Genomic DNA, 23,705 nt, shown 5'->3' on the forward strand with positions numbered 1-23,705 from the left:
AGGACGACGGTGTCCTCGGGGAGGACGAGGAGGCGCTCGCAGATGCTGCGCATTTCCTGGTCGAAGTTGCCGCCGGGGAGGTCGGTGCGGCCGATGGAGCCGCGGAAGAGGGTGTCGCCGCTGAAGAGCATGCCCTCCTCGGCGTAGTAGCTCACCGAGCCGGGGGTATGGCCGGGAGTGGCGATGGTATGCAGGCGCAGGCCATCGACCTCGACGATGTCGCCGTGGGTGACGAAGGCGTCCGGGTCGGGCGGGCCCTTTTCGATGGGGATGCCGAAGCGGGCGGCGATGGATTTCCAGCCGTGGCGGAGGAGGTCGAGGTCGGCCTGGTGGAGGAGGAACTTCGCGCCGGTGGCGGCGTGGACGCCGGCGACGCCCATGACGTGGTCGACGTGGGCGTGGGAGTTGGCGATGTATTTGATGCGCACGCCCATATCGCGGGCAAGGGCGAGGATTTCCTCGGGCTCATCGCCGGGGTCGATGCAGATGGCTTCGCCGGTGCGGCGGTTGCCGATGATCCAGCAGTTCTCCTGGAAGACCCCGACGACGATGCCGCGGACCATGAGTTCGTTTGCAACTTCCATGGGCGTAGCGTACTGCGTTGGGGGGCATGCTGCCGATGGCGCGGGAGCGCGCGCCGTGGGATAAGGGGCGGATGGAGTGGGAGACGGCGCTGGCGGTGATGGCGCTGGCCGCGGCGGCATCGCTGATCCAGGCGCTTTCGGGGTTTGGGTTTTCGCTGTTCATCGTGCCGTTCCTGGCGATGGTGATTGGGCCGAAGGAGACTGTGGCGCTGGCGAACCTCCTGGGAACGGCGGTGAACCTGACGCAGTTCCCGGGGGTGCGGCGGGCGGCAGACGGCCGGATGGTCGCTGCCATGGTGCTGGGGTGCTATGCGGGGATGCCCCTGGGGCTGGCGGTGCTGCTGCTGACGAAGCCGGCACTGCTCCAGGCGGGCATTGCGGTCTGCGTGCTGGTGTTCACGGCGGTGCTGGCGCGCGGCTGGCGCCTGCGCGGGACGGGGCGGCGCTGGGACGTGGGCACCGGGTTCGTGAGCGGCATCCTGAACACCTCGACGAGCATGTCGGGGCCGCCGGTGGTGCTCTACCTGCAGGGGCGGGGGCTTTCGCCGGCGGCCTTCCGGGGGACGACCACGGGCTACTTCCTGGCGACTTCGGCCGGGGCGGCGGCGATGCTGGCGTTTTCGGGGACGCTTACGGGGGAGGTGGCGCTGCTGGCGCTGGCGGCCCTTCCGGCGAGCCAGGCCGGTCGGTTCGCGGGGAATCGGCTCTTCCGGCGGTTCGATGAGCGCCGTTTCCGGCGGCTGGTGTTCGCCATCCTGGTCGTGAGTGCTGTCTCGGCACTGGTGAACGCGCTGCGCTGAGCGGTTGGCCGGGCGCGGACGGCCGGTAGAATGCGAGCGCGCAAGCTCGTGGCAGGAGGGAATTCGATGAGCGGACCGCTGGAGGGTATTCGCGTGGTCGAGATGGGGGTCTGGGTCGCCGGGCCGTCGTGCGCGGCCATTCTGGCGGACTGGGGTGCGGAGGTGGTGAAGATCGAGCCGCCGGAGGGTGACCCGTTTCGCGGGCTGGGCGCGGCCTTCGGGGCGGCGATGAACCCGCCGTTCGAGCTGGACAACCGGGGCAAGCGGAGCGTGGCGCTGAATCTCGAGAGCTCCGAGGGGCGGCGCATCGCCGATGAGCTGGTGAGCCGGGCGGATGTGTTCGTGACCAACATGCGGCCGCGGGCGCTGGAGCGGCTGGGCATGGACTACGCGCGGCTTTCGGCGCTGAACCCGGGGCTGGTGTACTGCCACGTGACGGGCTACGGCCCGGATTCGCCCGAGGCGAACCGGGCGGCCTACGACGTCGGGGCGTTCTGGTCGCGGGCGGGGGTGGTGGCCGGGCTGACGCCGGCGGGGGCGGAGCCGCCGCTGCAGCGCGGCGGCATGGGCGACCACATGACCGGGGCGAACGCGGCGGGCGCGGTGGCGGCGGCGCTGTTCGCGCGGACCCGGACTGGGAAGGGGCAGCGGGTGAGCGTTTCGCTGACGCGGATCGGGGTCTACATGATGGGGTGGGACACGAACACACAGCTGCGCACGAACCTGCCGCCGACGCCGCCGCACGACCGGCGCCACGCGCCGAACCCGCTGATCAACCCCTACCGGGATGCGAACGGCCGCTGGTTCTACCTGCTGCTGCTGCAGGGCGACCGGCACTGGCCGGACCTGCTGCGGGCGCTGGGGAACCCGCCTGAACTGGCAGAGGACCCGCGCTTCGCGGACATCCCCGGGCGGCGGGACAACGCGCCGGCCTTGGTGGAAGCGCTGGACCACATCCTGGCGACGAAGCCGCTGGAGGAGTGGGGGCCGATTTTCGATGCCAATGATGTGTGGTGGGCGCCCATCCTGAGCGTGGCCGAGGTGGTGCAGGACCCGGTGGTGCGGGCGGCCGGGGCCTTCGTGCAGGTCGAATCGCCGATGGGGCCGGTGGAGCAGGTGAACACGCCGGCAGACTTCTCGGACACGCCGACCCGACCGGGCAGTTGGGCGCCCGAGCTGGGGCAGCACACGGAGGAGGTGCTGCTCGAACTGGGCTACGACTGGGAGGCGATCGGGGCGCTGAAGGAGGCGGGGGCGATCCTGTAGTCAGGCGCCCGGAGCCGGGCCGGCCGCGGGGCGGGGTGCGCGCCTGAGCGGCTCGGGGACGAGCAGGACGAGCACGGCGGCGCCGGCCAGCCCGATTCCGCCGGTGGCCGCGGCCGCCGCCGCGAGCGAGCCCGCGCCGATGATGGCGCTGACAAGTAGCGGACCGCCGGCGGTGCCGAGGTCGGTGATGAGGCGCCAGACGCCGAGGAATTCGCCGCGGCTGGACGGGGGCGCGAAATCGGCGCCGAGGGTCATGTTGATGCCGCTGCCGAGGCCGTTGCCGAACCCGGTGACAAGGCTGGCGGCGAGGAGGGCGGCATAGGATTCGGTGAAGGGAATGGCGAGGGTGCCGAGCGACATGAGCAGCAGGCAGGGCACCCCGGCGAATTTGCGCCCCCAGCGGTCCATGATGATGCCGACCGGGTAGAAGAGAGTCATATCGAGCGCGGACGAGAGGCCGAAGATGACCGAGACCTGGGCGGCATCGAGCCCGATGCGGTCGCCCCAGAGGGGGATGAGGGCCTGGCGGGAGGAACGGAGCACCTGGATGGCGAGGGATGCGAGCCCGGCGGTGGCGAAGACGCCCCGGTGTTCGGAGAGCACGGCGAGCACGGAGGGGTGGTGCGGTTCGGGCGTGCCGTCGGTGCCGGCGGGTTCGCGGACGACGGCGAAGATGAGGGTGGCAGCGGCGAGGGCGAGTAGCGCCTGGAGGTAGAAGGCAGCATCGATGCCGATGATGGCGGCGGCGGCCGCGCCGACGAATGGCCCGGCGAAGTTGCCGATGCGGTTGGAGCCGCCGATGAGGGAGAGGACGCGCCCGCGCTGGTCGATGGGGGAGACATCGGTAGCGTAGGAGAGCCGGGCGAGCATCCAGACGGCCCAGGTGCAGCCCATCACGAAGACGAGCGGGGCCAGGGCGAGCGGCCCGGGGGCGAGGGCGATGCCGACCGCCACGAGGAAGAGGACGCCGGTGGCGCTGAGCATGGCCCAGCGTTCGCCGAGGCGGGCGACCATGACTCCTGCGGGGATATCGAAGGCCATGGTGCCGATGCCGCGCAGGGCAACGAGCAGGCCGGCAACGGCCGGGGTGGCGCCAAGTTCGAGGGCGTAGAGCGGGAGGACCGGGATGACGGCGCCCTGCCCGACGGCGAACAGGAGGGTGGGGAGGTAGACAGGGATGGCAAGCGAGCGTATGCGGAAGGGCACCGGGTTAACGCTTCCGTTCACGTGAGCATGCTAGCGGGCCGGCGGTGGAGGGGCGAGCTGACCGCGGACGGGGCGCAGGGGAGGTAGGCTGTGGGCATGCATGCGAAGGCGCTGATCGACGCGCTGGCCGAGCCGGGGGCGGGGGAGCGGGTGCGGGAGCTCGACCGGTCGGGCAGGCTGACGGCGTGGCTGCCGGAGCTGGAGGCCGGGCGCGGCTTTGCCCAGCCGGAGCTGCATGCGTACGACGTCTTCGAGCACAGCCTGGCGGCGCTGGAGGCAGCGGACGCGGTGCTGGGCCCGGGGAGCGCGGGCACGGCGTTCCGCGACGCGCTGGGGTGGGTCGATTTCGAGCGGTGGCTGGGGAGGATGGTATATGGGGTGCCGCTCCCGGCGCTGGTGAAGCTGGGGGCGCTGCTCCACGACCTGGGCAAGCCGGCCACCGCGACGGTGGTCGAGGGGCGGCTGCGGTTCCCGCGGCACGGTCCGGTTGGGGCGGAGCTGGCGGAGCCGCGGCTGGCAGCGCTCGGCTTCAGCGAGGCAGCGGCCGCCTTCGTCGCGCGGCTGATCCGGTTTCACCTGCGGCCGGCGGAGCTGGTGCGCAACTGGCCGCTGACGGACCGGGCGGTGCGGCGGTTCGTGCGGGACCTGGACGGGGAGGTGCTGGCGCTGATGGTGGTGAACCTTGCCGACGGCTGGGCGACGCAGGGGCCGCGGTATACGCGGGAGCACTTTCGGCGGCACTGCACCTTCGCGAACGCCGTGCTGGCGCGGGCCTGGGCGGCGACGGAGCCCGGGGAGCATGAGGCGCCGCTGGTGACGGGGGATGACCTGATCGCGGAGCTCGGGCTTTCCGGTGGACGCTTGCTGGGGGCTGTCCTAACATCGGTTCGCGACGCCCAGATAGAGGGGCGTGTGCGCACGCGAAGCGAGGCGCTGGAGCTGGCACGCTCGGTGCTGACATCGCTGGGGGCCGCGGAGTAACGCCGGCCGCGGGAGGGCCGGCCAGGGGGATTTCACGATGGCCGCAATGTGGAGCGTGATCTTCTACACCGTGCTGGCGGTCGCGGCGTTCTATTTCATCCTGCTGCAGCCGGTGCTGAAGGAGAAGAAGGAGCAGCGCAAGGCGGTCCAGCAGCTGAAGATTGGCGATGAAGTGATTACCACGGGCGGGCTCATCGGCGAGGTGAAGGATGTGGTGGTGCCGGCGGAAGGGCCCACGGAGATCATCCTGGAATTGGCGCCGGGCGTGCGGGTGCGGGCTGTGACGGACGCTATCCAGCGGCGGCTGAGCACCATCGAGGCGGCGGAGGAGGCTCCGGCAGGGGGGAACGCGGGCGAGGTGACGGGCTCGCGTGCGTAGTACGAGCACGGTCCTGCTGTTCCTGTTCGTGGTCGCGCTGACGACATTCAGCGTGATTGTGGTGTGGCCGAGCGACCCGGACCGGTACCTGCCGGGGGATTTTTGGCCCTCGGGCCGGGGGATCAAGATTGGGGACTGGGAGCGGGAGACGATGCGGCTCGGCCTGGACCTGCGCGGCGGGGCCTACCTGGTGCTGGAGGCCGACCCGCCCGCGGATTACCAGGGCGACCTCGACCAGGCGATGGAGAGCGCAAAGCAGGTGGTGGAGCGGCGGGTGAACGCGTTCGGCGTGAGCGAGGCGGAGATTACGCGGGCAAGCGGCAACCGGCTGAGCGTGCAGGTTCCCGGGATTTCGCTGACTGAAGCGCAGGACCTGATCGGGAAGACGGCGTCGCTCGAGTTCATGGTCTATGACGACCAGTACAACCTCGTGCCGGCGACGGGGGTGGTGAACGGCCAGACCCTGCAGATGACCGGCGCCTACCTGAAGAACAACACCTATCCCTCGCGGCTGGGCACGACCTTCGCGGTGAACTTCGAGACGACGGGCGTGGGCGCGGAGCTGATGGAGCAGATTACGACCCGCGCGCTGCAGTACCCGTCGGGCGACCCCCGGCGGCTGCTGGTGGTGATGCTGGATGGCGAGGTGCTGAGCCAGGCCGAGGTGCAGGCGGTCATCCGTGACCGGGGCCAGATTACGGGACAGCCGACGTTCAGCGACGCCAGCACGCTCTCGAAGCAGCTAAATGCGGGGGCCCTGCCCATCCCGCTGCGAACCGTGCAGGCGACCGAAGTCAGCGCGACGCTGGGCGAGGATTCGGTGCTGGCCTCGGTGCGTGCAGGCCTGGTGGGCCTCGCGGCGGTGATGCTCTTCATGGTGCTTTACTACCGGCTGCCCGGGCTGCTGGCCTCGGCGGCGCTGGTGGTCTACACGGCGCTGACGCTGGCGGTGTTCAAGCTGGTGCCGGTGACGCTCACGCTCTCCGGGATTGCGGCGTTCGTTCTGTCGATCGGCATCGCGGTGGATGCGAACATCCTGATCTTCGAGCGGATGAAGGAGGAGCTGCGGCGCGGGCGGACGCTCAATGCGGCTATCGACATCGGCTTCCGGCGGGCGTGGCTCTCGATCCGGGATTCGAACGTCTCGACGCTCATCACCTGCGTCATCCTGTACTGGTTCGGCGACCAGTTCGGGGCGGCGCTGGTGAAGGGCTTCGCGCTGACGCTGGCCATCGGCGTGCTGGTGAGCATGTTCTCGGCGATTACGGTGACACGGACCTTCCTGAAGATGATCCTGGGGACGCCGATGGCGAAGAGCGACTTCCTGTTCAACGCCTCGGAAGTGAAGCGCGGCGAACTGCCGCGACGGCGGGCAGTCGAGGCCGCGGGGGACTGAGGCATGCTGGATTTTGCGGGTAAGCGCTGGTGGTATCTCAGCTTCTCCGGGGTGTTCTTTGTGGCGGCGGTGGTCGCGCTGGCGCTGTGGGGGCTGAAACCGGGCATCGAGTTCACCTCGGGTTCTACGTTCACCATCGAGTTCACCGAGCGGCAGGTTTCCCAGGCTGAGGTGCGGCAGGCGATGCGCGACCTCGGGCACCCGGAGGCGCGGGTGCAGGCTTCGGGGACGAACACCTACATCATCCGGACCAACGAGCTGCAGAACGCGCCGAGCCTCACCGGCGGGGCGGGCCCGGTGCCCCCGGGCGAAATCGATGAGATTGAGCGGGCGCTGCAGGAGCGGTTTGGCGCGCTGGAGCGCAAGGACTTCGCGACCGTTTCGAGCACGGTCTCTTCGGAGATTGCGCGGTATGCGACGCTGGCCGTGCTGGCGGCTGCGGTTGCCATCCTGGTCTACATCTGGCTGGCGTTCCGGCAGCTGCCGAAGCCGTGGCGTTACGGGGCCTGCGCGGTCATCGCCCTCGTGCACGATGCGATCATCGTGATGGGGCTGTTTGCGGTGCTGGGCGAGTTCCGCGGGGTGGAGGTCGACACGGCCTTTATTACGGCGATGCTGACGGTCATCGGCTTCTCGGTGCACGACACGATCGTGGTGTTCGACCGCATCCGGGAGACGGTGACGCACGACCCGTACGTGCCGTTCGAGGAGGCGGTGAACGCGAGCCTGACGGAGACACTGGCGCGCTCGATCAATACGTCGCTGGTGGTGGTGCTGACGATCGTGGCGATGCTGCTCATCGGCGGGGAGACGATTCGGAACTTCCTGCTGGTGCTGCTGGTGGGCATCGTTGCGGGGACGTATTCGAGCATCGGGGTGGCGGCGCAGGTGCTGGTGGCGTGGGAGAACCGCGACCTGGCGCGCTTCTGGCGGAAGCTGCGCGGGCAGGGGGAGCTGGCGGCGGAGGCGGCCTGAGGGTCAGGCGGTGAGGCGTTCGGTCCAGTGGCGCTGGAGGTGGCTGAGGAAGCGGGCAGCGACCTCGCCGTGAAGCAGAGTGCCCCGGCGCGTGAGCCGGACGCGTGGGGCGCGTTCGAGCAGCCCGGCGGCCGCGCAGTCTTCGAGCACCGGTCCGACGGCGCGCTCCAGGGGGAATCCCCAGCGCTCTTCGAATTCGGCCGGGTCGAAGCCTTCGAGGAGGCGGAGGCGGAGGGCGAGCCAATCGGCAACTTGTGCCGGGGGGGCGGGGGTGGTGACGCGGGCGAGGGCGGGTCGGGGTTGAGCGGGCGGGGCGGCGCGGACGGCTTCGATGTAGGCGCGCGGGTGGGCGAGGTTTTCGTAGCGTTCGCCGCTGAGGTAGCCGTGGGCGCCGGCGCCAAGCGCGAGGTAGTCGCCGTCGGTCCAGTAGGTGCGGTTGTGGCGTGACTGGTGCCCGGGACGGGCCCAGTTGGAGAGTTCGTACTGCTCGAAGCCGGCCTCCTCGAGCACATCTGCGGCGGCCTCGTACATGTCGGCCGCGAGGTCAGGGTCCGGGGGCGGGACGTCGCCGTCGCGGATGCGGCGGGCGAGGAGCGTGCCTTCTTCGATGGTGAGGGCGTAGAGGGAGAGGTGGTCGGGCTCGAGCTCAAGGGCGCAGCGGAGGCTTTCGAGCCAGCGGTCGAGCGGCTGGCCGGGCAGGCCGTAGATGAGGTCGAGGTTGAGCGAGGGGAAGCCGAGCCGCCGGGCCGCCCGGAAGGTGGCGATGGTCGCCTGCGGGGAGTGGATACGGTCGAGGGACGCGAGCTCCTCGGGGTGGAAGGACTGGGCGCCGATCGAGAGGCGTGTGACTCCGGCCTGGCGCAGGCGGGCGAGGCGGGCGGGCGAGGTGGTGCCGGGGTTGACCTCGAGGGTGATTTCGGCGCCCGGGGCGAACGGTGCGAGTTCGCGGAGGGCGCTGATGACGCCGGCGATGTGGGCGGGCGGAACCTCGCCGGGGGTGCCGCCGCCGAAGCCGACCGAGGCGATGGTGCGGCCGGCGAGGAGCGGGGCACTGGCGCGGGCTTCGGCGAGGAGGGCGGCCGCGTATGCGTCTTTCAGAGCATCCATGCCGGCGTAGGCGTTGAAATCGCAGTAGCCGCACTTGATGGTGCAGAAGGGGATGTGGACGTAGACGGCGATCGGTGCGGTCATGGGACGGGGTGGAGGGCCGCGCGGAGCTCGGCGACACGGTGGGTGGTGATGCCATCGACGCCCCAGGCGGCGAGGTCGGAGGCGCGGTCGAGGTCGTCGACGGTCCAGGCGATGACGGCGATACCCCTTGCGCGGAGGGCGCGGATGGTCGGCTCATCGAGGAGGGTGTGGCGGCAGGAGATTCCGGCGGGATGCGGGTCGCGGTCGGCGACGGCGAGGAAGAGGTCGAGCTTGGCGCGCACGTCGATGGAGTAGAGGAGGGGTAGCCCGGGTTGGAGTTCGCGAAGGGCGCGAAGGAGCTGCCAGGACTGGGAGGAGGCGAGGATTGGGGGGCTCTCCGCGCGGTACTCCAGGATGCGGTGGAGAGCGCGGGCGGCCTCGCGGCCGCCGTTTTTGAGGTCGAGCAGGAGGGCTGTCCCGGAGCCAGCGGTCAGGTCCAGCAGCTCCTGGAGGCCGAAGTGGGGGGAGTGCGGCCGTTTGATGTACCAGGTTTCGACCAGGAAGGGGAAGAAGCGAATGCGGCGCTCGTGGCGGGCCTCGAAGCGCCCGCGGTGGAGCCAGAGGTCGACCTCGATGGCGTCGGGGCGCTCGGCGATGGCGGCGCGGGCTAAGGCGGGGCTGTTGCCCGCGCCGTGGGCGATGAGGAAAGGCCGGCGTTCGGCGCTCAGGCCGTCGAGGGGGGGAGCTGCGGGCATTACCCCGCCATGGTACCGGCGGGAAGGTTCACCGGGTGACGCGGCGAGACAGGAACCTCGCCGGCGGCGATGTCATCGAGGAGGTCTTCGTCAACGATGCGGTAGCCGTCGCCGTGGGGTGCGATGGCGCCGAGGGTGACGAAGCGGGAGAGGAGGGCGGTGACGGTTTCGCGGCTGGTGCCGATGGTCTGGGCGAGCTCCTGGTGGGTAAGGCCGAGGCGGATGATGCCGTTTTCGGCGCGGGCCATGAGGGTATCGGCGAGGCGGGCCGAGACGGGCTTGGAGACGATGTTCATGAAGGTGCGCTGCATGCCTGCGAGGCGGCGGGCCATGAGCTCCATCATGGCGAAGCCGAGGCGCGGGGACTGCTGGAGGAGGTGGGAGAAGTCTTCCCAGGAGATGGAGACGGCCATGGTCTCTTCGATGGCCTGGGCGGTAGCGGTGCGCTCGCCTTCTTCGACGATGGCCATATCACCGACGACATCGCCGCGGCCGACCACGTCGAGGATGATCTCTTTGCCGTTATCGGCGACCTGGAAGATTTTGACGCGGCCCTTGAGGATCAGGTAGACGCGCTCGGCGGGGTCGCCGGCGGCGAAGATGATTTGCCGGGGTTTGAAGCGGCGTTCCGTGAGGTGGGGGATGAGGCGTTCGAGCTCCTCATCGGAGAGATAGTTGAGGACGCGGGAGAGCTGACGCAGGTACCAGGCGATGGATCGCTGGAGTGCCTGCCGGCTGCGGTGGGTGGGTTTGCTGGCCTGGGTTTCGATGGTCATCGCGGTTCTCCCGTGTTGCGATAACGAATTCGGAGCTGGTCGAGCAGGCGAACGGCGCCGGGGCTCGGGTTCGATTCCGTCGCGGCGACGTAGGTTTCGAGGTCGGGCAGGGCCTCTTCGAGGCGGCCGAGGCGGTAGCGCAGCATGCCGCGTTCGCCGTACAGGGAGGGGTTCCACGGGGTCAGGCGGAGCTGCAACTCGATGGTGTCGTGCCAGCGCTGGAGGTCCCGGCGGTCACGGAAGATGACGTGGAGGTTGTTGAGCATGCGCTGGAGGACCTGGCGGCGGGTTACCGCGCAGAGGAAGGACTCGGGACGGGCGCCGCCGAGGTCGAGCCCGCGGAGCATCGCGAGCAGCTCTTCGCGGTCGAGGCGTGCGCCCTGCTGGAAGGGGTCGAGGTAGGTTTCGCGGCCGGGTTCGCCGTAGCGGACGATGAAGTGCCCGGGGAAGCCGATGCCATCGGCGGGGAGGCCGACGCGGCTGGCGATTTCGAGGTAGACGAGCGAGAGGGTGATGGGGATGCCGGTGCGGCGTTCGATGACGCGGTCGAGGTAGCTGTTCTCGGGGTTGCTGTAGTCATCGAAGCTGCCGTGGAAGCCGTGGACGGTGAAGAGCTGGTGGTCGATGGCGTGGGCGAGGGCCTCGTGTGGGGCGCCTTCGCCGACATCATCGATGACGGCCTCGGCGATGAGGTCGAGCTGGCGGGCGGCGGCGTGGGGGTCGACCGGGTGGCCGCCGAGACGCGCGATGATCATGGCGGCGCCGAAGAGGTCGACTTCATGGTCGGGGCCGCGGATGGCCTGCTCGAAGGCGGCGAAGTCAGCGTGTTCCACGTTCACTTCAGTATACGTTCGGGATGGTGAAAGCCGTCACTAGCGGTCAGGGGAGCTCGAGGCCGTGGGCTTCGAGGAGGGGGCCATCGGCGAGGATTTCGGTGGTGGGGCCATCGGCGACGATGCGGCCGGCATCGATGATCACGGTGCGCGGGAAGACCTCGGCGACGAGCTTCATATCGTGGGTGCTGACCACGAGGGTCTGTTCGAGGCCGCGGAGGAGGTTGATGAGCTCGCGGCGGCCGCGGGGGTCGAGCCCGGCGGACGGTTCGTCGAGCACGAGGAGCTCGGGGGACATGGAGAGGACCGTGGCGAGCGCGGCGCGTTTGCGCTGGCCGATGGAGAGGTGGAATGGCTGGCGGCGTTCGAAGCCGGTGAGGCCGACCGCTTCGAGGGCGCGGGCGACGCGGGCATCGACCTCTTCGCGGGGGAGTCCCATGTGGATGGGGCCGAAGGCGACGTCGTCGTAGACGGTGGGGCTGAACAGCTGGTCGTCGGGGTCCTGGAAGACCAGGCCGACGAGGGCGCGGATGCGGCCGAGGTTCTCGCGGGTCACGGGGAGGCCGGCGACCGTCACGGAGCCTTCGGTGGGCAGGTGGATGCCGTTGAGGTGGAGCATGAGCGTGCTCTTTCCGGCGCCATTGGGCCCGATGAGCGCGAGCTTCTCACCGGCGCGGATGGTGAGGTCGATGCCGTGGAGCGCCTGGTGGCCATCCGGGTAGCGGAAGACGAGGCGTTCGATGGCAACGAGTGGCGCATCGACGGGGTCGCGCGCGGCGGCCGGCTCCGCGAGCGTCATGGCCGGGGCATCCAGGTGTGGGCGGTAAGTTCGAAGGCAGCGAGGAGCAAGACTGCCCCCGCGAGTACGGCGAGCTGGGGCCGCGGGAAGGGGCGGTCGTGGAGGTGGCGCAGGTGGCCCTGGTAGCCGCGGGACTGCATCGCGATGTAGACGCGTTCGCTGCGTTCGTAGGCGCGGATGAAGAGCGCGCCGACCATGTTGCCGACGACGCGGCCCTGCCAGCGCCAATCGGGGGCGGGCGCGCCGGGCGGCGTGGCGGCGCGGGAGGCGCGGGCACGGATCATGCGGGCGGCTTCATCGGTGAGCACGGCCAGATAACGGTACATGAGGGAGATGACGGCGACCATGAGGCGCGGGAGGCGGAGGCGTTCGAGGCCTTCGAGGAGGTCGTGGAACGGGGTGGTGAAGACGAGGAGGGCGGCGGCCTGCACCGAGACCCACGATTTCAGGAGGATGGTGGTGAAGGCGATGAGCCCTTCGCCGCTGAGGGTGAGGGAGATGAGGCCAAAATCGACGGTGGTGATGGGGCGGCCTTCGCGAGTGAAGAGGAGGGGCAGCGCAGCGAAGGCGAAGGGGAGGGCGATGAAGGCGCCGCGGACAAGCCGGACGGGCCCGACGCGGGCGGCGACGGAGCAGGCCGCGAGGGTCAGCCAGCCGAGGGCGAGGGCGAGGTAGGAGCCCTCGGGCAGGAGGCTGATGCTCAGGATGAAGGCGATGACGAGGAGAAATTTGAGGCGCGCGTCAGCCCGGTGGAAGGGGCTTTCGCGGGGGATGTAGCGGTCGAGGTTCAGGGCTGCGATCTCCGTGCTGCGCGCAGGGCGACTCCGATGGCGAGGGTCGCGACGAAGACGATGCCGACGCCGATGAGGCCCGAGAGGACGACCGTTGTCCATTGGTTATCGATGCCGGGCACGGTGTAGTCGGGCAGGAGCTCGTAGACGGGCTCCTTGGCCTTTTCGACGAAGCCCTTGTCTTCGGAGACACGATCGAGGCCGTCCGGGTCGGAGGAGGCGGCGGGGGCAAGGAACACGACGACGAGGGCGGCGATGACGAGGCCGGCGATGACCCAGCCCCAGCGGCGGAGGAAGGAGGTGGAGGCAGGTGATTCGGTCATGGCGTGTTGCTCCCGGGGTTCAGGCGGTGCGAGGCGCTTCGCGGAGGGTGAGGAGGTCGGCGCGAGAGGCCTGGATGAAGGCAAGCGCGCCGACGGTGATGATGGCTTCGCCGATGCCGATGAGGACGTGCCAGCCGACCATCGCGGCGAGGGCGGCCTCCAGTGAGGAGGTATCGGAGAGGGCGAGCTGGAAGGAGGCGAGGATGGCGGCGCCGACGACGGAGCACCAGGCGGCGATGGCGGCGGCGGGCAGGCGGCCCTTCTCTTCGCCACCGAGCATGGCGGCGATGGTGCGGTAGAGCCAGTAGCCGCCGAAGGTGCCGACGATGCCCATGTTGAAGATGTTGACGCCGAGGACGACGAGGCCGCCATCCTGGAAGACGAGGGCCTGGACGGCGATGACGCAGGCCATGACGACGGTGCCGGCGTAGGGCCCGAGGAGGATGCCGGCGAGCACGCCGCCGAGCAGGTGCCCGGATGTGCCGCCGGGGATCTGGAAGTTGAACATCTGGCCGGCAAAGATGAAGGCCGCCATTACGCCCATGAGGGGCACGGCCCGTTCGTTCAGCTGGGCGCCAGCACGCTGGAGCGAAATGGCGAGGGCCACGATCGTGAGGAACCAGAAGACGATGGAGACCGGGACGGAGAAGAAGCCGTCGGCGGCGTGGAGTAAGAAGAGCGGCACGTAGGGCCTCCTATGCGGGACTGCTTCCAGCCGGTGAAGTTTACCTGCAACGAGGTGCAACTACGAGAGGCCGCCAACGGACGGCGTGTGGTGGCGCCGGCGGGAGGCGACCGCTATCGTTCGGAGGCGTGGAGGAGCCAGTCCGCTACCGGGTCGGGTCGCTGGAGATCGCCGTCATCTGCGACGGTTACATCAAGCTGGATGCCGGCGCGGTCATGGGGCTGGTGCCGCGGGTGCTCTGGGAGCCGATCATCGGGCGGGAGAACATCGATGCCGAGCACCGGATGCGGCTCTCGCTGAACTGCATGGTGGTGCGCAGCGGCGACGAGGTGCTGCTGGTCGATACGGGGATGGGCGATAAGGTGCGGGGCACGCCGCGGGAGCGCGGGTTCCCGGGCGAGTACGGCCGGCTGCTCGACGGGCTGCGGGCGCTCGGGCTCGGGCCGGAGGATGTGACGGTGGTGGCGAACACGCACCTGCACGCGGACCACTGCGGCTGGAACACCCGGCGGGGGGAGGACGGCCGGCTGGTGCCGACCTTCCCGCGAGCGCGCTACGTGGTGCAGCGCGGGGAGCTGGAGGCGGCATTATTCCCGAACGAACGGACGCGCGGGACGTACTTTGCCGAGAATTTTGAGCCGCTGCTGGATTCGGGGCAGCTGGAGCTGGCCGAGGGGGAGATGGAGCTCATCCCGGGGGTGAAGTACTGGCCGACGCCGGGGCACACGGCGGACCACGCCTCGATCGTGCTCAGCTCGGGCGGCGAGACCGCGATTTATACGGGGGACCTCGTGCACCACGCGGTGCAGGTGGAGCGGCCGGCGTGGATCGCGGCGTTCGATATCCTGCCGCTGATGTCGCTGGAATCGAAGAAGCGGCTGGCCGAGCGGGCCCTGCGTGAGAACGCGCTGCTCATTTGCGTGCACAACCCGTTCCCCGGGACGGGCCGGCTTACCGAGCGCGGCGGCAAGCGGGTGTTCGTGCCGGCATGAGCGAGGGGCTGCAGGCGCTCTCGCTGCGTGCGCTGCACGCTTCGTTCGGGGCGGTGTTTGGGGCACGGGCGGGCTGGGAGGTGCCGGACCACTACGGCGATCCGCTTGCGGAGTACGCGGCATTGCGGGAAAGCGTCGTCGCCTTCGACCGGAGCATGCGGAGCCGGGTGCTGGTAGCGGGTCCCGACGCGCCGGAGGTGATTCGCGCGGCGCTGGCGGGACCTGTCGGCGAGCTGCAGGAGGGACGGGCGCGACGGAGCGTGCTGCTGGACGCGGAGGGGAACATCGCTGACCTGGTGCTGGTGGCGCGGACCGGAGCGGCGGCCTACCTGGTGAGTGGCGAGCCGTCGCGGCGGGCGGTGCTGGTCGAGCGGCTGCAGGCGGCGGTGGGACCGGACTGGGAGGTGCGGGTGGAAGATCGGACGGCGATGACCTGTGCGATTGGCCTGGCCGGGCCGGGCGCGGCGGAGGCGGCGGCGCGGTTCGCGGCGGACACGCTGCCGGGGCGGATGAGCGCCCTGCAGTGCTCGGCGTTCGAATTTCACGGGTTCCGCGGGATGGCGGTGCGGACGAGCGACACCGGGGAGGACGGGTTCGAGTTCGTGCTAGCGCCGGCGGTGGCGCAGCACCTGCTGGGCATGCTGCGCGCGGGGGGTGTGCCGCTGGCAGGGGCGGCCGCGCTCGAGTGCGCGCGGGTGGAGGCCTGCATCCCGGCGTGGGAGCCGGACCTGGAGCCGGGGCTTTCGCCGGCCGAGGCCGACCTCGACGTGCTGCTGGGGGTGCCCGGTGACCGGGAAGGGCGCATCCTGGCGGCGTTCCTGCTGGATGGACGGCCGCTGCCGGCGGGCACGGCGGTGGTCGACGGGGAGGGGCGGCGCGCGGGGGAGGTGCGTTCGTGCCTGGAAGCGTGGGGATTGAAGGCGACGGCCGGGCTGGCGATCATGGAGGCTGCGGCGGCGATGCCCGGCCGCGTGTTCCGGGCGGGCGGTGCGGAGCTGACGGTCGTCGCGAAACCGCTGTATCGACGGCGTGCAGAGGAGCAGAGCACACGATGGTGAACCTTGCCGAACTTGCTGCCTACGAACCGCGGTGGCCGGGGGTGGTGGAGCTGAACCTCCAGGACCAGTGGCGCGCGCGCTGGGTGGATGAGCAGGTGCTGCCGGCGAACGCTCCGGTGAACTATGCCTACGCGATGGTAGTGCTGGGCGAGAAGGGGTATGTGGTCCGCAAGGCGGGTGAGCCTACCTGGGGGATGGTGGAAGGACCGACGGGCGACCAGCACGCGCAGGCCTATATCGAGGGGCAGGTGCGGGCGCAGATGGGGATCGAGCCGGGGCTGGTGGAGCTCATCGGCTTCTTCGAGTGCAAGGCGACCCGCCACAACCGGGAGTATCCGCAGGGCACGCTGACGGTGCGTCCGCTCTACCTGGTGGTGGCGAAGGAGGTTGGGGATACGCCCGCGGGGTTTGAGCGGCGCCGGCTTCCGCTGAACGAGTTCATGGTGGCGCTGCGAGCACGCTACCCGGAGCTGGATGAGTACCTGGGGAAGGCGGCGCTGCGCCACGCGGTACTGAGGAAGGAGGGGCGGGGGTAGGGGAGGTGGGAGGTGGGAGGTTGGAGGTTGGAGGTGGGAGGTTGGAGGTGGGAGGTGGGAGCCGGGAGCCCCGCCGCGCGGCCACCCTGCCCGGGAGCGGGGAGCCGGGAACCGGGAGCCCCGCCGCGCGGCCTCCCCACCCGGGAGCCGGGAGCGGGGAGCTGTCTCCCCTTCAAGCTTTCTCCCGTTCTCCCGTTCTCCCGTTCTCCCGTTCTCCCCTTCTCCCCTTCTCCCCACTCTGCCGTTATGTGGGGCGGGCGGAGATGAAGAGGAGGCCCTTGGCAAGGACTTCGCCGACGAAGACGGCGCCCATGGCGATGTAGAGGAGGCCGGTGGCGCTCTGCATGGCGCGGATGGCGGTGGTTCGGTAGGCGAGCCAGGCGAGGATGATGGGGAAGACCAGACCGACGCCGATGCGCAGGTAGAGGACCGGGTTCTCGGCGAGCGAGACGCCAACGGGGTTGGCGGGTGTGGGGGTTTCGCGCACGGGAATCACGAGGTTGAGCGCAAGGACGACGACCTGGAGCGCCAGGGCGCCAAGCAGGGCGATGCAGAGGTCGCGCAGGGGCCAGCCCGGGAGGGCGCCCTCGGTGAGGTACCAGTGGCCCCAGGTCATGGCGACCGAGACGGCGCCGAGCGCCAGGGTGCCGGCGAACAGGCCGAGGAAGATGGCGGGGTAGCCCCAGGTGGGGGGTGCCAGCATGATGGCGAGCAGGACGATGGCGGCAAGGCCGGCGAGGGAGCCGACGATGCCGGCGATGCGGCCGATTGGGTCCCAGCCCATGAAGACGGCGAACATGTAGATCGCCGCGGTAATGGTCACGACGAGCACCGCCGTGCGCAGGCGCGGGAAGGGGTCGGGGTCGATGGGGTAGCCGTCGATTTCGGGGCCGATTTCGAGCGAGGCGGCGGTCCAGAGGGCGAGGACGCCGGCGATGGCGATGCAGAGCGCCATGGTCAGCACGAAGCCGCGCGTGACGCCGCCGCGGAGGTCGCTGGCGAGGGTGAGCCAGAGGCTGCCGATGGTGAGTTCGACGAGGATGATGAGGAGGGTGTACGGGAGGGCCTCGACGTTCACCACTTCGAGTGTAGGGCGGGCGCTGCCAAGGGTCAGGTGGGGGCGCCGGCGAACTGCCGGCGGGCGGCTTCGACGGCGCGGGGGAGCAGCTGGAGGACGGCATCGATCTCGGCATCGGTCGTGGTTTCGCCGAGGGAGAAGCGGATGCTGCCGACGGCGCGGCGGATCGGCACGCCCATGGCCATGAGCACGTGGGAGGGCTCCCAGGTGGAGGAGGAGCAGGCGCTGCCGGAGGAGACAGCGATGCCGAGCTCGTCGAGGGCCGCGACGAGGGCATCGCTTTCGAGGCCGCCGAAGGCGATGTTGAGGATGCCGGGAAGGCAGTTTTGCTGGCAGCCGTTGACCTGGACATCGGGAACGGCGGCGAGGATGCCGTCGCGGAGGCGGTTGCGCAGCTGCAGGACGCGCCGGGAGCGCTCGGCGGTGCCGGAGCTGGCGGATTGGAGCGCCGCGGCCGTGCCGACGATGCCGGCGACGTTCTCGGTGCCCGCGCGCTTGTGCATCTCCTGGCCGCCACCGAGGAGCAGCGGGTGGAACGGGGTGGCCCGGCGAAGGTAGAGGATGCCGGTCCCCTTGGGCCCGCCGAACTTGTGCGCGGAGAGGCTGAGGGCGTCGACGCCGAGGGTTTCGACATCGATGGGCAGCCAGGCTGGGGCCTGCACGGCATCGGTGTGAAGGAGGATGCGATGCCCGGCGGGCGCCCTCCGGGCACGCAGGAGGTCGGCGATGTCCGCGATGGGCTGAATGGTGCCCACTTCGTTGTTGGCGAGCATCACGGAGACGAGGATGGTTTCAGGGCGGATGGCGCGCCCGAGCTCGTCGAGGGAGACCGCCCCGGAAGCATCGCAGCCGATGACCGTGAGCTGGAAGCCAAGCTCTTCGAGGAAGCCGGCAGCGTGGAGGGCGGCGTGGTGTTCGATGGCGGAGGTGATGATGTGGTCGCCGGCGCCGGCGCGCCGCATGGCGTAGGCGATGCCGACGAGGGCGGTGTTAATGCTTTCGGTGGCGCCGCTGGTGAAGATGATCTCCGAGGAGCGCGCCCCGAGGCAGGCAGCGACCGCGGCCCGGGCCTCGTCCACGGCCTGCTGCGCATCGCGGCCGAGGGCGTAGAGGCCGCTCGGGTTGCCGAAGCGGTGGCCGAGGAAGGGCTCCATGGCCTCGCGGGCAACGGAGCGCAGCGGGGTGGTGGCGGCGTGGTCGAGGTAGATCATTGAACGGATCGAGGGTAGCAGAGCACGCCGGGGTTTGAGGGGCGAGGGCGGGGACGGTAGGCTTTCGGGCGGATGCCGGAGGAATCGCTGGTTACGGACGAGGTGCGCGCGCTGGTGGGGCGCGAAGCGGAGCTTGGGCGGGTGCAGGTGACCGCGCGGGCGTATCGGCGGGCGTATGAGGTCTATGTGGGCGGGGTGCCGCCCGCGGTCCCGGCGGAGGGCGAGGAGGTGCCGGGTTACGTGATCACCGGGCTCGAATCGGAGTCGGAGGCGCCGGCATTTCCCCAGCTGCTACCCAATTCGCTGCTGATCGCGAATGAGTGGTGGTTCGCGCGCCCGCTGCGGATGGGCGAATGGCTGCGCATGGTGCACCGGGTGACCGATGTGCGCGAGCGGTTCGGCGGACGGTTCGGGTACAGCATCGATGTGCTGTCGGAGACGGTGTTCATCGATGCAAGCGGCGCGGAGGTGGCGCGGAGCGGCAGGACCATGACGCAGTACTCGGCGGGCGAGGCAGCCGGGGCGGAGGGCGAATGATGGCTGCAGGCTGGCCGGCAGAGGGTGAGGAGTTCGGGCCGCTCGAGCTGGTGCCGACGCTGGGGCAGGTGATCCGCTACTGCGCCCTGCAGTGGGCGTTCCCGCCGTTCTTCTACGACGAGGCGGCGGCGCGGGCACAGGGGATGCCGGGCACGCTGGTGCCGGGGCCGCTGAAGGTGGGCCTGCTGTACCGGGCGGTGGAGGAGTGGCTGGACGGGCGGGGCTGGGTGCGGCAGGTGCGAGCAGCGCACCGTCGGCCGGACCTGACGAACCGCCCAATCAGCATCGTGGGGCGGGTCGCGCGGGTGTACGAGGAGGAGGGCAGCCGGCGGGCTGACTTCGAACTGGCGGTGATCAACGAGGAGGGGCAGCCGAGCGTGCGCGGCTTCGCCGTGGTAGAGCTGCGCGAGTGAAGGGCGCGTCGCCGGAGGGCATGGCGGCGCTGGAGCGCTTGCGCGGGATCTTCGCGGAGTTCGAGGACGTCGACGAGCGGGTGAGTCACGGCGAGGCGGCGTGGTTTATCCGGGGCGGGCGGCAGGTGGCGATGCTGTCGGACCACCATCGTGACGACGGGGTGGCCGTGTGGCTGGCCACGCCGCCCGGGATGCAGGAGGCGCTCATCGGCGCGGACCCGGCGCGTTACTTTCGCCCGCCCTATGTGGGCCACCGCGGGTGGGTTGGGGTCGTGCTCGATGCGGACGGCGATTGGGAGGCCGTGGCCGGGCTGGCGGCCATGGCCGTGGAGGCAGCGCGGGGTTCGAAGCGGTCGCGGCGCTGAAGGGCGGCGTTTGGTTCGTTGGCGCGCGGGTGCGCATAATGCCGTCGAACTCTGCTGAGGAGGCCGCAGGTGCACCGGGACGCGGCGTGGCAGATCTTGCAGGAGTACGCGCAGGAAGAGCGGACGCGCAAGCACGGGATTGCGGTGGAGGCGGTGATGCAGGCGTACGCGCGGCTGTTTCACGAGGATGAGGAGAAGTGGGGCATCGTGGGCCTGCTCCATGACTTCGACTGGGAGATCCACCCGACGGAGGACCTCCACCCGATGGAGGGCTCGAAGCTGCTGGCGGCGCGCGGGGTGCCGGAGGATATCCGCTACGCGATCCTGTGCCACGCGCCCTTCCTCGGGCTCGAGTACCGTTCGAGGATGGACCGGGCAATCTACGCCTGCGATGAGTTGAGCGGCTTCGTGATTGCCTGCACGCTGGTTCGGCCCGACCGCTCGCTTTCGTCGATCGAACCGGCCTCGGTGCGCAAGAAGATGAAGGACAAGGCGTTCGCGCGGAGCGTCCGGCGGGAGGACCTGCTGAACGGGGCGCGCGACCTTGGCGTGGAACTCGATGAACACATCCGGTTTGTGGCGGAGGCGCTCAAGCCGGTGGCAGCACAGCTGGGGGTGAATCCATGAGGGCAGAGCAGATCCCGGACCGGAACATCGGCATGGAGATGGTGCGCGTCACGGAGGCGGCGGCGCTGGCGGCGGCGCGCTGGATGGGCCGGGGCGACAAGAACGGCGCGGACAAGGCGGCGGTGGATGCGATGCGGCTGATGCTGGACACCGTTTCGATGGATGGGGTCATCGTCATCGGCGAGGGCGAGAAGGACCAGGCGCCGATGCTGTACAACGGCGAGCGGGTCGGGAACGGGAAGGGACCGCAGATGGATGTGGCGGTGGACCCCCTCGAAGGGACGCGGCTAACGGCGATGGGGCGGCCGGGCGCGGTGAGCGTGATCGCCTGCGCGCCGCGCGGGACGCTCTACAGCCCGAAGGACATGTTCTACATGAACAAGATCGCGGTCGGGCCGGAGGCGCGCGGGAAGATCGACCTCTCGGCGCCGGTCCGCTGGAATGTGGAGCAGGTCGCCCGGGCGAAAGGGATGCCGGTGGAGGAGGTCACGGTCATCATCCTGGACCGGGACCGGAACACCGCGATTGCGGACGAGGTGCGGGCCGCCGGGGCGCGGATCAAGTTCATCACCGACGGGGATGCGCCGGCTGCGATTTCGGCGGGCATTCGCGGTTCGGGCGTGGACATGATGGTGGGCATCGGCGGGTCGCCGGAGGGGGTGATTGCCGCAGCGGCGCTGAAGTGCCTGGAGGGCGACTTCCAGGGGCAGCTCTGGCCGCGCGATGAGAACGACCGACGTCTGGCGGCCGAGATGGGGCTCGACCTGGACCGGGTGCTGACTATCGACGACCTGGTGAAGGGCGACGACGTATTCTTCGCAGCGACCGGCGTGACGGGCGGGGAGCTGCTCGCCGGGGTGGAGTTCACGCCGCACGGGGCGGTGAGCGAATCGCTGGTGATGCGCTCGCGCTCGGGGACGATCCGGCGCATTCGGGCCGAGCACCACTGGCGCAAGCTGGAGGGGCTGGGCTCGCCCGTCGGGCAGCGGCAGGAGCGCTGACGACCCTGGACACGGTGCGACGGCAGATGTCGCCGGCAGGGCGCATGCTTGGCGCGCGGCGCAGCAGACCGCGCCGCGTGCGGGGCCTCGGGGGCCCGGCGAAGGAGGTGCGCCCGGAATTGTTCAGGTTGCTGAACCGGATCGTGGTTGCGGGCGGCGTTTCATGCGAGACTACGCAGCGTGAACGGGACGAAGCTCGTGCTGGTGATGGTCGGGGGGGCTGCGGCCATCGTGCTCATCTTCCAGGCGCTGAACCAGTGGGGGTGAGGCGCCCCGGAGGGGGAGGCAGAAGTTACAGACCGTTTACACAGTGCCGCGCGGAACGGCGAGAGAATTCGTTGACCCAATTTCTGCGCGATTCCTACACTGCCGAGAGATGAGGAGTGATGCTATGGAGCGAAAAACGTGGCGACGCATGGTGCTCGGGCTGGCGCTTGGGGCACTGACGATCATCCCGGCAGCGACGGCCTCGGCCGGGAGCGCGCCGTGGGACGGGGCGGCGGAGGTGACGGAGCGCGGCTTCGACCACGTGGCTGTCCTGCCGGCACTGCTGCCGAACAGCAAGGAGAACACGAGCACGATCGCGCAGAACAACGGCACGGCGCCCGCGACGATCGTGATGGACATCTACACGCCGCAGGGCGTGCTCATCCCGTCGGCGACGGTGGCGTACAGCAATGTGCCGCCGGGCGGGACGCGCGTCTTCGCGCAGGCCGTCAACACCGGCCTGGCGCCCGGCTTCCGCGGCGTGGGCGTGATCTCGAGTGACCAGCCCATCAACGCGCTGCTGGTGCGCGATATCACCTCAACTGTGAACTTCGCGAAGTCGTATTCCATTCACAACGCGTACGCGACGGGCGGGACCAAGGTGACCCTGCCGTACGTGGCGAACGCGCTGAACGGGCTGTACAACACCCGCTTCGCGGTGGCCAATACCGGCAACACCGAGGCCTGCGTGACGATTACGTACGTGTTCCCGGGCTCGTCGGCGGCGCCGGTGGTCGACGCCGGCTCGGGCTCGGTGGCCTGCGCGGGCGGCGGCTACCGGATCCCGGTGGGCGGGCAGATCAGCTTCGCGCCGACGGCGGTTGACGGGGCCATCCCGATGCCGGCGGCGACCTCGAACTCGCTGATGGCGGCGACGCTGCAGACGAGCAGCTCGACGATCACCGTGGCGGTCGACGCCTACCTCAGCGGCGGGCTGCGGAAGCTTGCTTCGTACGACGGGTTCATCGTTGAGCCGGCATCGGCGAGCGACCTGGGCACCACGATTTCGATGCCGCTGGCGATTAAGCTCGACGGCTTCTACACGCAGTACCTGCTTTCGAACCCGAACCCGACGGCTGCGACGGCGACGATCACCTACGTGGGCAATACCGGCACGTACACGGTGAACCTGAACATCCCGGCGAACGGGACCGCGAGCCACAGCGTGTACGAGGCGGCCGGCGGCATCCCGGAGGGCTTCGTCGGCGCGGCGACGATCACCTCGAGCCAGCCGATCGCGGCGGTGCTGTTCCGATCGAAGATGACTTCCCCGGGCAGCTTCGTGGATGAGGACCTGTACACGGCGGTGAATGGCGTGCCGGTGAACCGGGCGACGACGACCGCAAAGCTGCCGCTCATCTTCCGCCGGGCCTACCAGACGGGCAGCTTCAGCGGCTACAACACGTGGGTGAGCGTGAGCGTGGCGGACGGCAGCACGGCCACGGTGACCATCACCGCCATCAACGACACCTCGAACTCGGCGCCGGGCTGCAATGCCCCGGGGACCTACACCACGACGAAGACGATTACCGGGTCGTTCATCTTCTATCAGAACGCGAACTCGGACACGGGCCTTGGGGCCACGCCGCCGAGCTGCTTCTGGGGCGGGATGACGATCACCGCGGATAAGCCGATCGTGGTCATTGCCAACGCGACGAATGACCTGAATCTCGGCGACAACGACGGTCTGTACAACGCCTTCAGCAACTAGGCCGACGGGGCTGATGCCCCGCGCGGAGACCCCAGCAGGACGCCCGCAGCAGTGCGGGCGTCCTGCGTTCCCGGGCGGGTTCGCCGGAGGACGAGGCGGCCGTAGGATGGGCAGGATGTCGATTGCGTTCGGCGGGATGGTGGCGCTGCTGTTCCGGGGCATCAACCTGGTGGCGGCGCTGGGGCTGGTGGGGGTGAGCTCGTACGCGCTGGAGAAGGGCGATTACGGA

The 23,705-nt window shown here is 69.8% G+C and carries 27 protein-coding genes; 15 read left to right on the forward strand and 12 right to left on the reverse strand.

The annotated features are described in order from the left end of the window. Positions 1-584, reverse strand: a 584-nt coding sequence (locus VAE46_RS00750) for an MBL fold metallo-hydrolase (protein WP_322794990.1), incomplete at its 3' end; no start/stop codon positions are given. A 26-nt stretch (positions 585-610) separates the two neighbouring features. On the opposite strand from VAE46_RS00750, the gene VAE46_RS00755 reads away from it, so the two are divergent. Next, complete coding sequence (locus VAE46_RS00755; protein ID WP_322795015.1) at positions 611-1,384, forward strand: sulfite exporter TauE/SafE family protein; 774 nt, start codon at positions 611-613, stop codon at positions 1,382-1,384. Positions 1,385-1,450: 66 nt separating this feature from the next. After that, the gene (locus VAE46_RS00760) at positions 1,451-2,650 is read left to right on the forward strand and encodes a CoA transferase (RefSeq protein WP_322794991.1); all 1,200 of its coding nucleotides are present in this window, start codon (positions 1,451-1,453) and stop codon (positions 2,648-2,650) included. Here the strand turns inward: VAE46_RS00760 and VAE46_RS00765 are convergent, their stop codons facing one another. Next, complete coding sequence (locus VAE46_RS00765; RefSeq protein WP_322794992.1) at positions 2,651-3,877, reverse strand: MFS transporter; 1,227 nt, start codon at positions 3,875-3,877, stop codon at positions 2,651-2,653. Between the two features lie 75 nt (positions 3,878-3,952). Between VAE46_RS00765 and VAE46_RS00770 the strand changes: the two genes are divergently transcribed. The 4 genes from VAE46_RS00770 to secF are packed head-to-tail and all read left to right on the forward strand — an operon-like array spanning position 3,953 to position 7,587. Continuing rightward, on the forward strand, positions 3,953-4,837 hold the full coding sequence (locus VAE46_RS00770) for an HDIG domain-containing metalloprotein (RefSeq protein WP_322795016.1): 885 nt from the start codon (positions 3,953-3,955) through the stop codon (positions 4,835-4,837). 37 nt (positions 4,838-4,874) lie between these two features. Continuing rightward, on the forward strand, positions 4,875-5,216 hold the full coding sequence (yajC, locus tag VAE46_RS00775; protein ID WP_322794993.1) for a preprotein translocase subunit YajC: 342 nt from the start codon (positions 4,875-4,877) through the stop codon (positions 5,214-5,216). Then, complete coding sequence (gene secD, locus VAE46_RS00780; RefSeq protein ID WP_322794994.1) at positions 5,209-6,612, forward strand: protein translocase subunit SecD; 1,404 nt, start codon at positions 5,209-5,211, stop codon at positions 6,610-6,612. The genes yajC and secD overlap by 8 nt, the downstream gene beginning before the upstream one ends. A gap of 3 nt (positions 6,613-6,615) precedes the next feature. Next, entirely contained in the window at positions 6,616-7,587 is a 972-nt protein-coding gene (gene secF, locus VAE46_RS00785) for a protein translocase subunit SecF (protein WP_322794995.1), read from the forward strand. Positions 7,588-7,590: 3 nt separating this feature from the next. On the opposite strand, the gene hemW is transcribed toward secF, so the two are convergent. The 8 genes from hemW to VAE46_RS00825 are packed head-to-tail and all read right to left on the reverse strand — an operon-like array spanning position 7,591 to position 13,680. Further along, positions 7,591-8,778 (reverse strand): radical SAM family heme chaperone HemW, encoded by a 1,188-nt coding sequence (hemW, locus tag VAE46_RS00790; RefSeq protein WP_322794996.1) that lies wholly within the window; start codon positions 8,776-8,778, stop codon positions 7,591-7,593. Next, positions 8,775-9,473, reverse strand: a complete 699-nt coding sequence (locus VAE46_RS00795) for a glycerophosphodiester phosphodiesterase (protein ID WP_322794997.1) — start codon at positions 9,471-9,473, stop codon at positions 8,775-8,777. Before VAE46_RS00795 ends, hemW begins: the two co-directional genes overlap by 4 nt. After that, positions 9,473-10,249 carry a Crp/Fnr family transcriptional regulator gene (locus tag VAE46_RS00800; RefSeq protein ID WP_322794998.1) on the reverse strand — a complete coding sequence of 259 codons (777 nt, stop codon included), beginning with the start codon at positions 10,247-10,249 and terminating at the stop codon, positions 9,473-9,475. The genes VAE46_RS00795 and VAE46_RS00800 overlap by 1 nt, the downstream gene beginning before the upstream one ends. Next, positions 10,246-11,082 (reverse strand): transglutaminase-like domain-containing protein, encoded by an 837-nt coding sequence (locus tag VAE46_RS00805; protein ID WP_322794999.1) that lies wholly within the window; start codon positions 11,080-11,082, stop codon positions 10,246-10,248. Before VAE46_RS00805 ends, VAE46_RS00800 begins: the two co-directional genes overlap by 4 nt. 46 nt (positions 11,083-11,128) lie before the next feature. Beyond that, a complete protein-coding gene (locus VAE46_RS00810; protein ID WP_322795000.1) occupies positions 11,129-11,881 on the reverse strand; it encodes an energy-coupling factor ABC transporter ATP-binding protein in 753 nt (250 codons plus the stop codon). Continuing rightward, positions 11,878-12,774, reverse strand: a complete 897-nt coding sequence (gene cbiQ, locus VAE46_RS00815; RefSeq protein WP_322795001.1) for a cobalt ECF transporter T component CbiQ — start codon at positions 12,772-12,774, stop codon at positions 11,878-11,880. The genes VAE46_RS00810 and cbiQ overlap by 4 nt, the downstream gene beginning before the upstream one ends. Further along, entirely contained in the window at positions 12,669-12,995 is a 327-nt protein-coding gene (locus VAE46_RS00820) for a PDGLE domain-containing protein (protein WP_322795002.1), read from the reverse strand. Before VAE46_RS00820 ends, cbiQ begins: the two co-directional genes overlap by 106 nt. A 19-nt stretch (positions 12,996-13,014) precedes the next feature. After that, positions 13,015-13,680, reverse strand: a complete 666-nt coding sequence (locus VAE46_RS00825) for an energy-coupling factor ABC transporter permease (RefSeq protein ID WP_322795003.1) — start codon at positions 13,678-13,680, stop codon at positions 13,015-13,017. A 128-nt stretch (positions 13,681-13,808) separates the two neighbouring features. On the opposite strand from VAE46_RS00825, the gene VAE46_RS00830 reads away from it, so the two are divergent. From VAE46_RS00830 to VAE46_RS00840, 3 genes are read left to right on the forward strand one after another with little or no spacing between them, the layout of a single operon-like run. After that, entirely contained in the window at positions 13,809-14,672 is an 864-nt protein-coding gene (locus tag VAE46_RS00830) for an MBL fold metallo-hydrolase (RefSeq protein ID WP_322795004.1), read from the forward strand. After that, positions 14,669-15,730 (forward strand): hypothetical protein, encoded by a 1,062-nt coding sequence (locus tag VAE46_RS00835; protein ID WP_322795005.1) that lies wholly within the window; start codon positions 14,669-14,671, stop codon positions 15,728-15,730. The genes VAE46_RS00830 and VAE46_RS00835 overlap by 4 nt, the downstream gene beginning before the upstream one ends. Next, entirely contained in the window at positions 15,724-16,266 is a 543-nt protein-coding gene (locus VAE46_RS00840) for a hypothetical protein (RefSeq protein WP_322795006.1), read from the forward strand. The genes VAE46_RS00835 and VAE46_RS00840 overlap by 7 nt, the downstream gene beginning before the upstream one ends. A 244-nt stretch (positions 16,267-16,510) precedes the next feature. Here VAE46_RS00840 and VAE46_RS00845 read toward each other — a convergent pair whose 3' ends face one another. Together VAE46_RS00845 and VAE46_RS00850 are read right to left on the reverse strand one after the other, a co-directional pair. Then, complete coding sequence (locus tag VAE46_RS00845; RefSeq protein ID WP_322795007.1) at positions 16,511-17,344, reverse strand: hypothetical protein; 834 nt, start codon at positions 17,342-17,344, stop codon at positions 16,511-16,513. A 32-nt stretch (positions 17,345-17,376) separates the two neighbouring features. After that, positions 17,377-18,555 (reverse strand): cysteine desulfurase family protein, encoded by a 1,179-nt coding sequence (locus tag VAE46_RS00850; RefSeq protein WP_322795008.1) that lies wholly within the window; start codon positions 18,553-18,555, stop codon positions 17,377-17,379. A gap of 72 nt (positions 18,556-18,627) precedes the next feature. On the opposite strand from VAE46_RS00850, the gene VAE46_RS00855 reads away from it, so the two are divergent. The 6 genes from VAE46_RS00855 to VAE46_RS00880 all read left to right on the forward strand — a co-directional run bounded on the left by VAE46_RS00855 (position 18,628) and on the right by VAE46_RS00880 (position 23,476). Then, positions 18,628-19,092 carry a hypothetical protein gene (locus VAE46_RS00855; protein ID WP_322795009.1) on the forward strand — a complete coding sequence of 155 codons (465 nt, stop codon included), beginning with the start codon at positions 18,628-18,630 and terminating at the stop codon, positions 19,090-19,092. Further along, positions 19,089-19,505, forward strand: coding sequence for a hypothetical protein (locus VAE46_RS00860; protein ID WP_322795010.1), 417 nt, complete (start codon positions 19,089-19,091; stop codon positions 19,503-19,505). Before VAE46_RS00855 ends, VAE46_RS00860 begins: the two co-directional genes overlap by 4 nt. After that, the gene (locus tag VAE46_RS00865) at positions 19,502-19,870 is read left to right on the forward strand and encodes an MmcQ/YjbR family DNA-binding protein (RefSeq protein WP_322795011.1); all 369 of its coding nucleotides are present in this window, start codon (positions 19,502-19,504) and stop codon (positions 19,868-19,870) included. Before VAE46_RS00860 ends, VAE46_RS00865 begins: the two co-directional genes overlap by 4 nt. A gap of 69 nt (positions 19,871-19,939) precedes the next feature. Next, positions 19,940-20,497: a hypothetical protein gene (locus VAE46_RS00870; protein ID WP_322795012.1), complete on the forward strand. Its 558-nt coding sequence runs from the start codon at positions 19,940-19,942 to the stop codon at positions 20,495-20,497. Further along, positions 20,494-21,498, forward strand: coding sequence for a class II fructose-bisphosphatase (gene glpX, locus VAE46_RS00875; RefSeq protein ID WP_322795013.1), 1,005 nt, complete (start codon positions 20,494-20,496; stop codon positions 21,496-21,498). The genes VAE46_RS00870 and glpX overlap by 4 nt, the downstream gene beginning before the upstream one ends. 376 nt (positions 21,499-21,874) lie before the next feature. Continuing rightward, positions 21,875-23,476: a hypothetical protein gene (locus VAE46_RS00880; protein ID WP_322795014.1), complete on the forward strand. Its 1,602-nt coding sequence runs from the start codon at positions 21,875-21,877 to the stop codon at positions 23,474-23,476. Positions 23,477-23,705: the final 229 nt, after the last annotated feature.

The sequence above is a fragment of the Tepidiforma sp. genome, from assembly GCF_034433535.1.
GTDB lineage: Bacteria > Chloroflexota > Dehalococcoidia > Tepidiformales > Tepidiformaceae > Tepidiforma.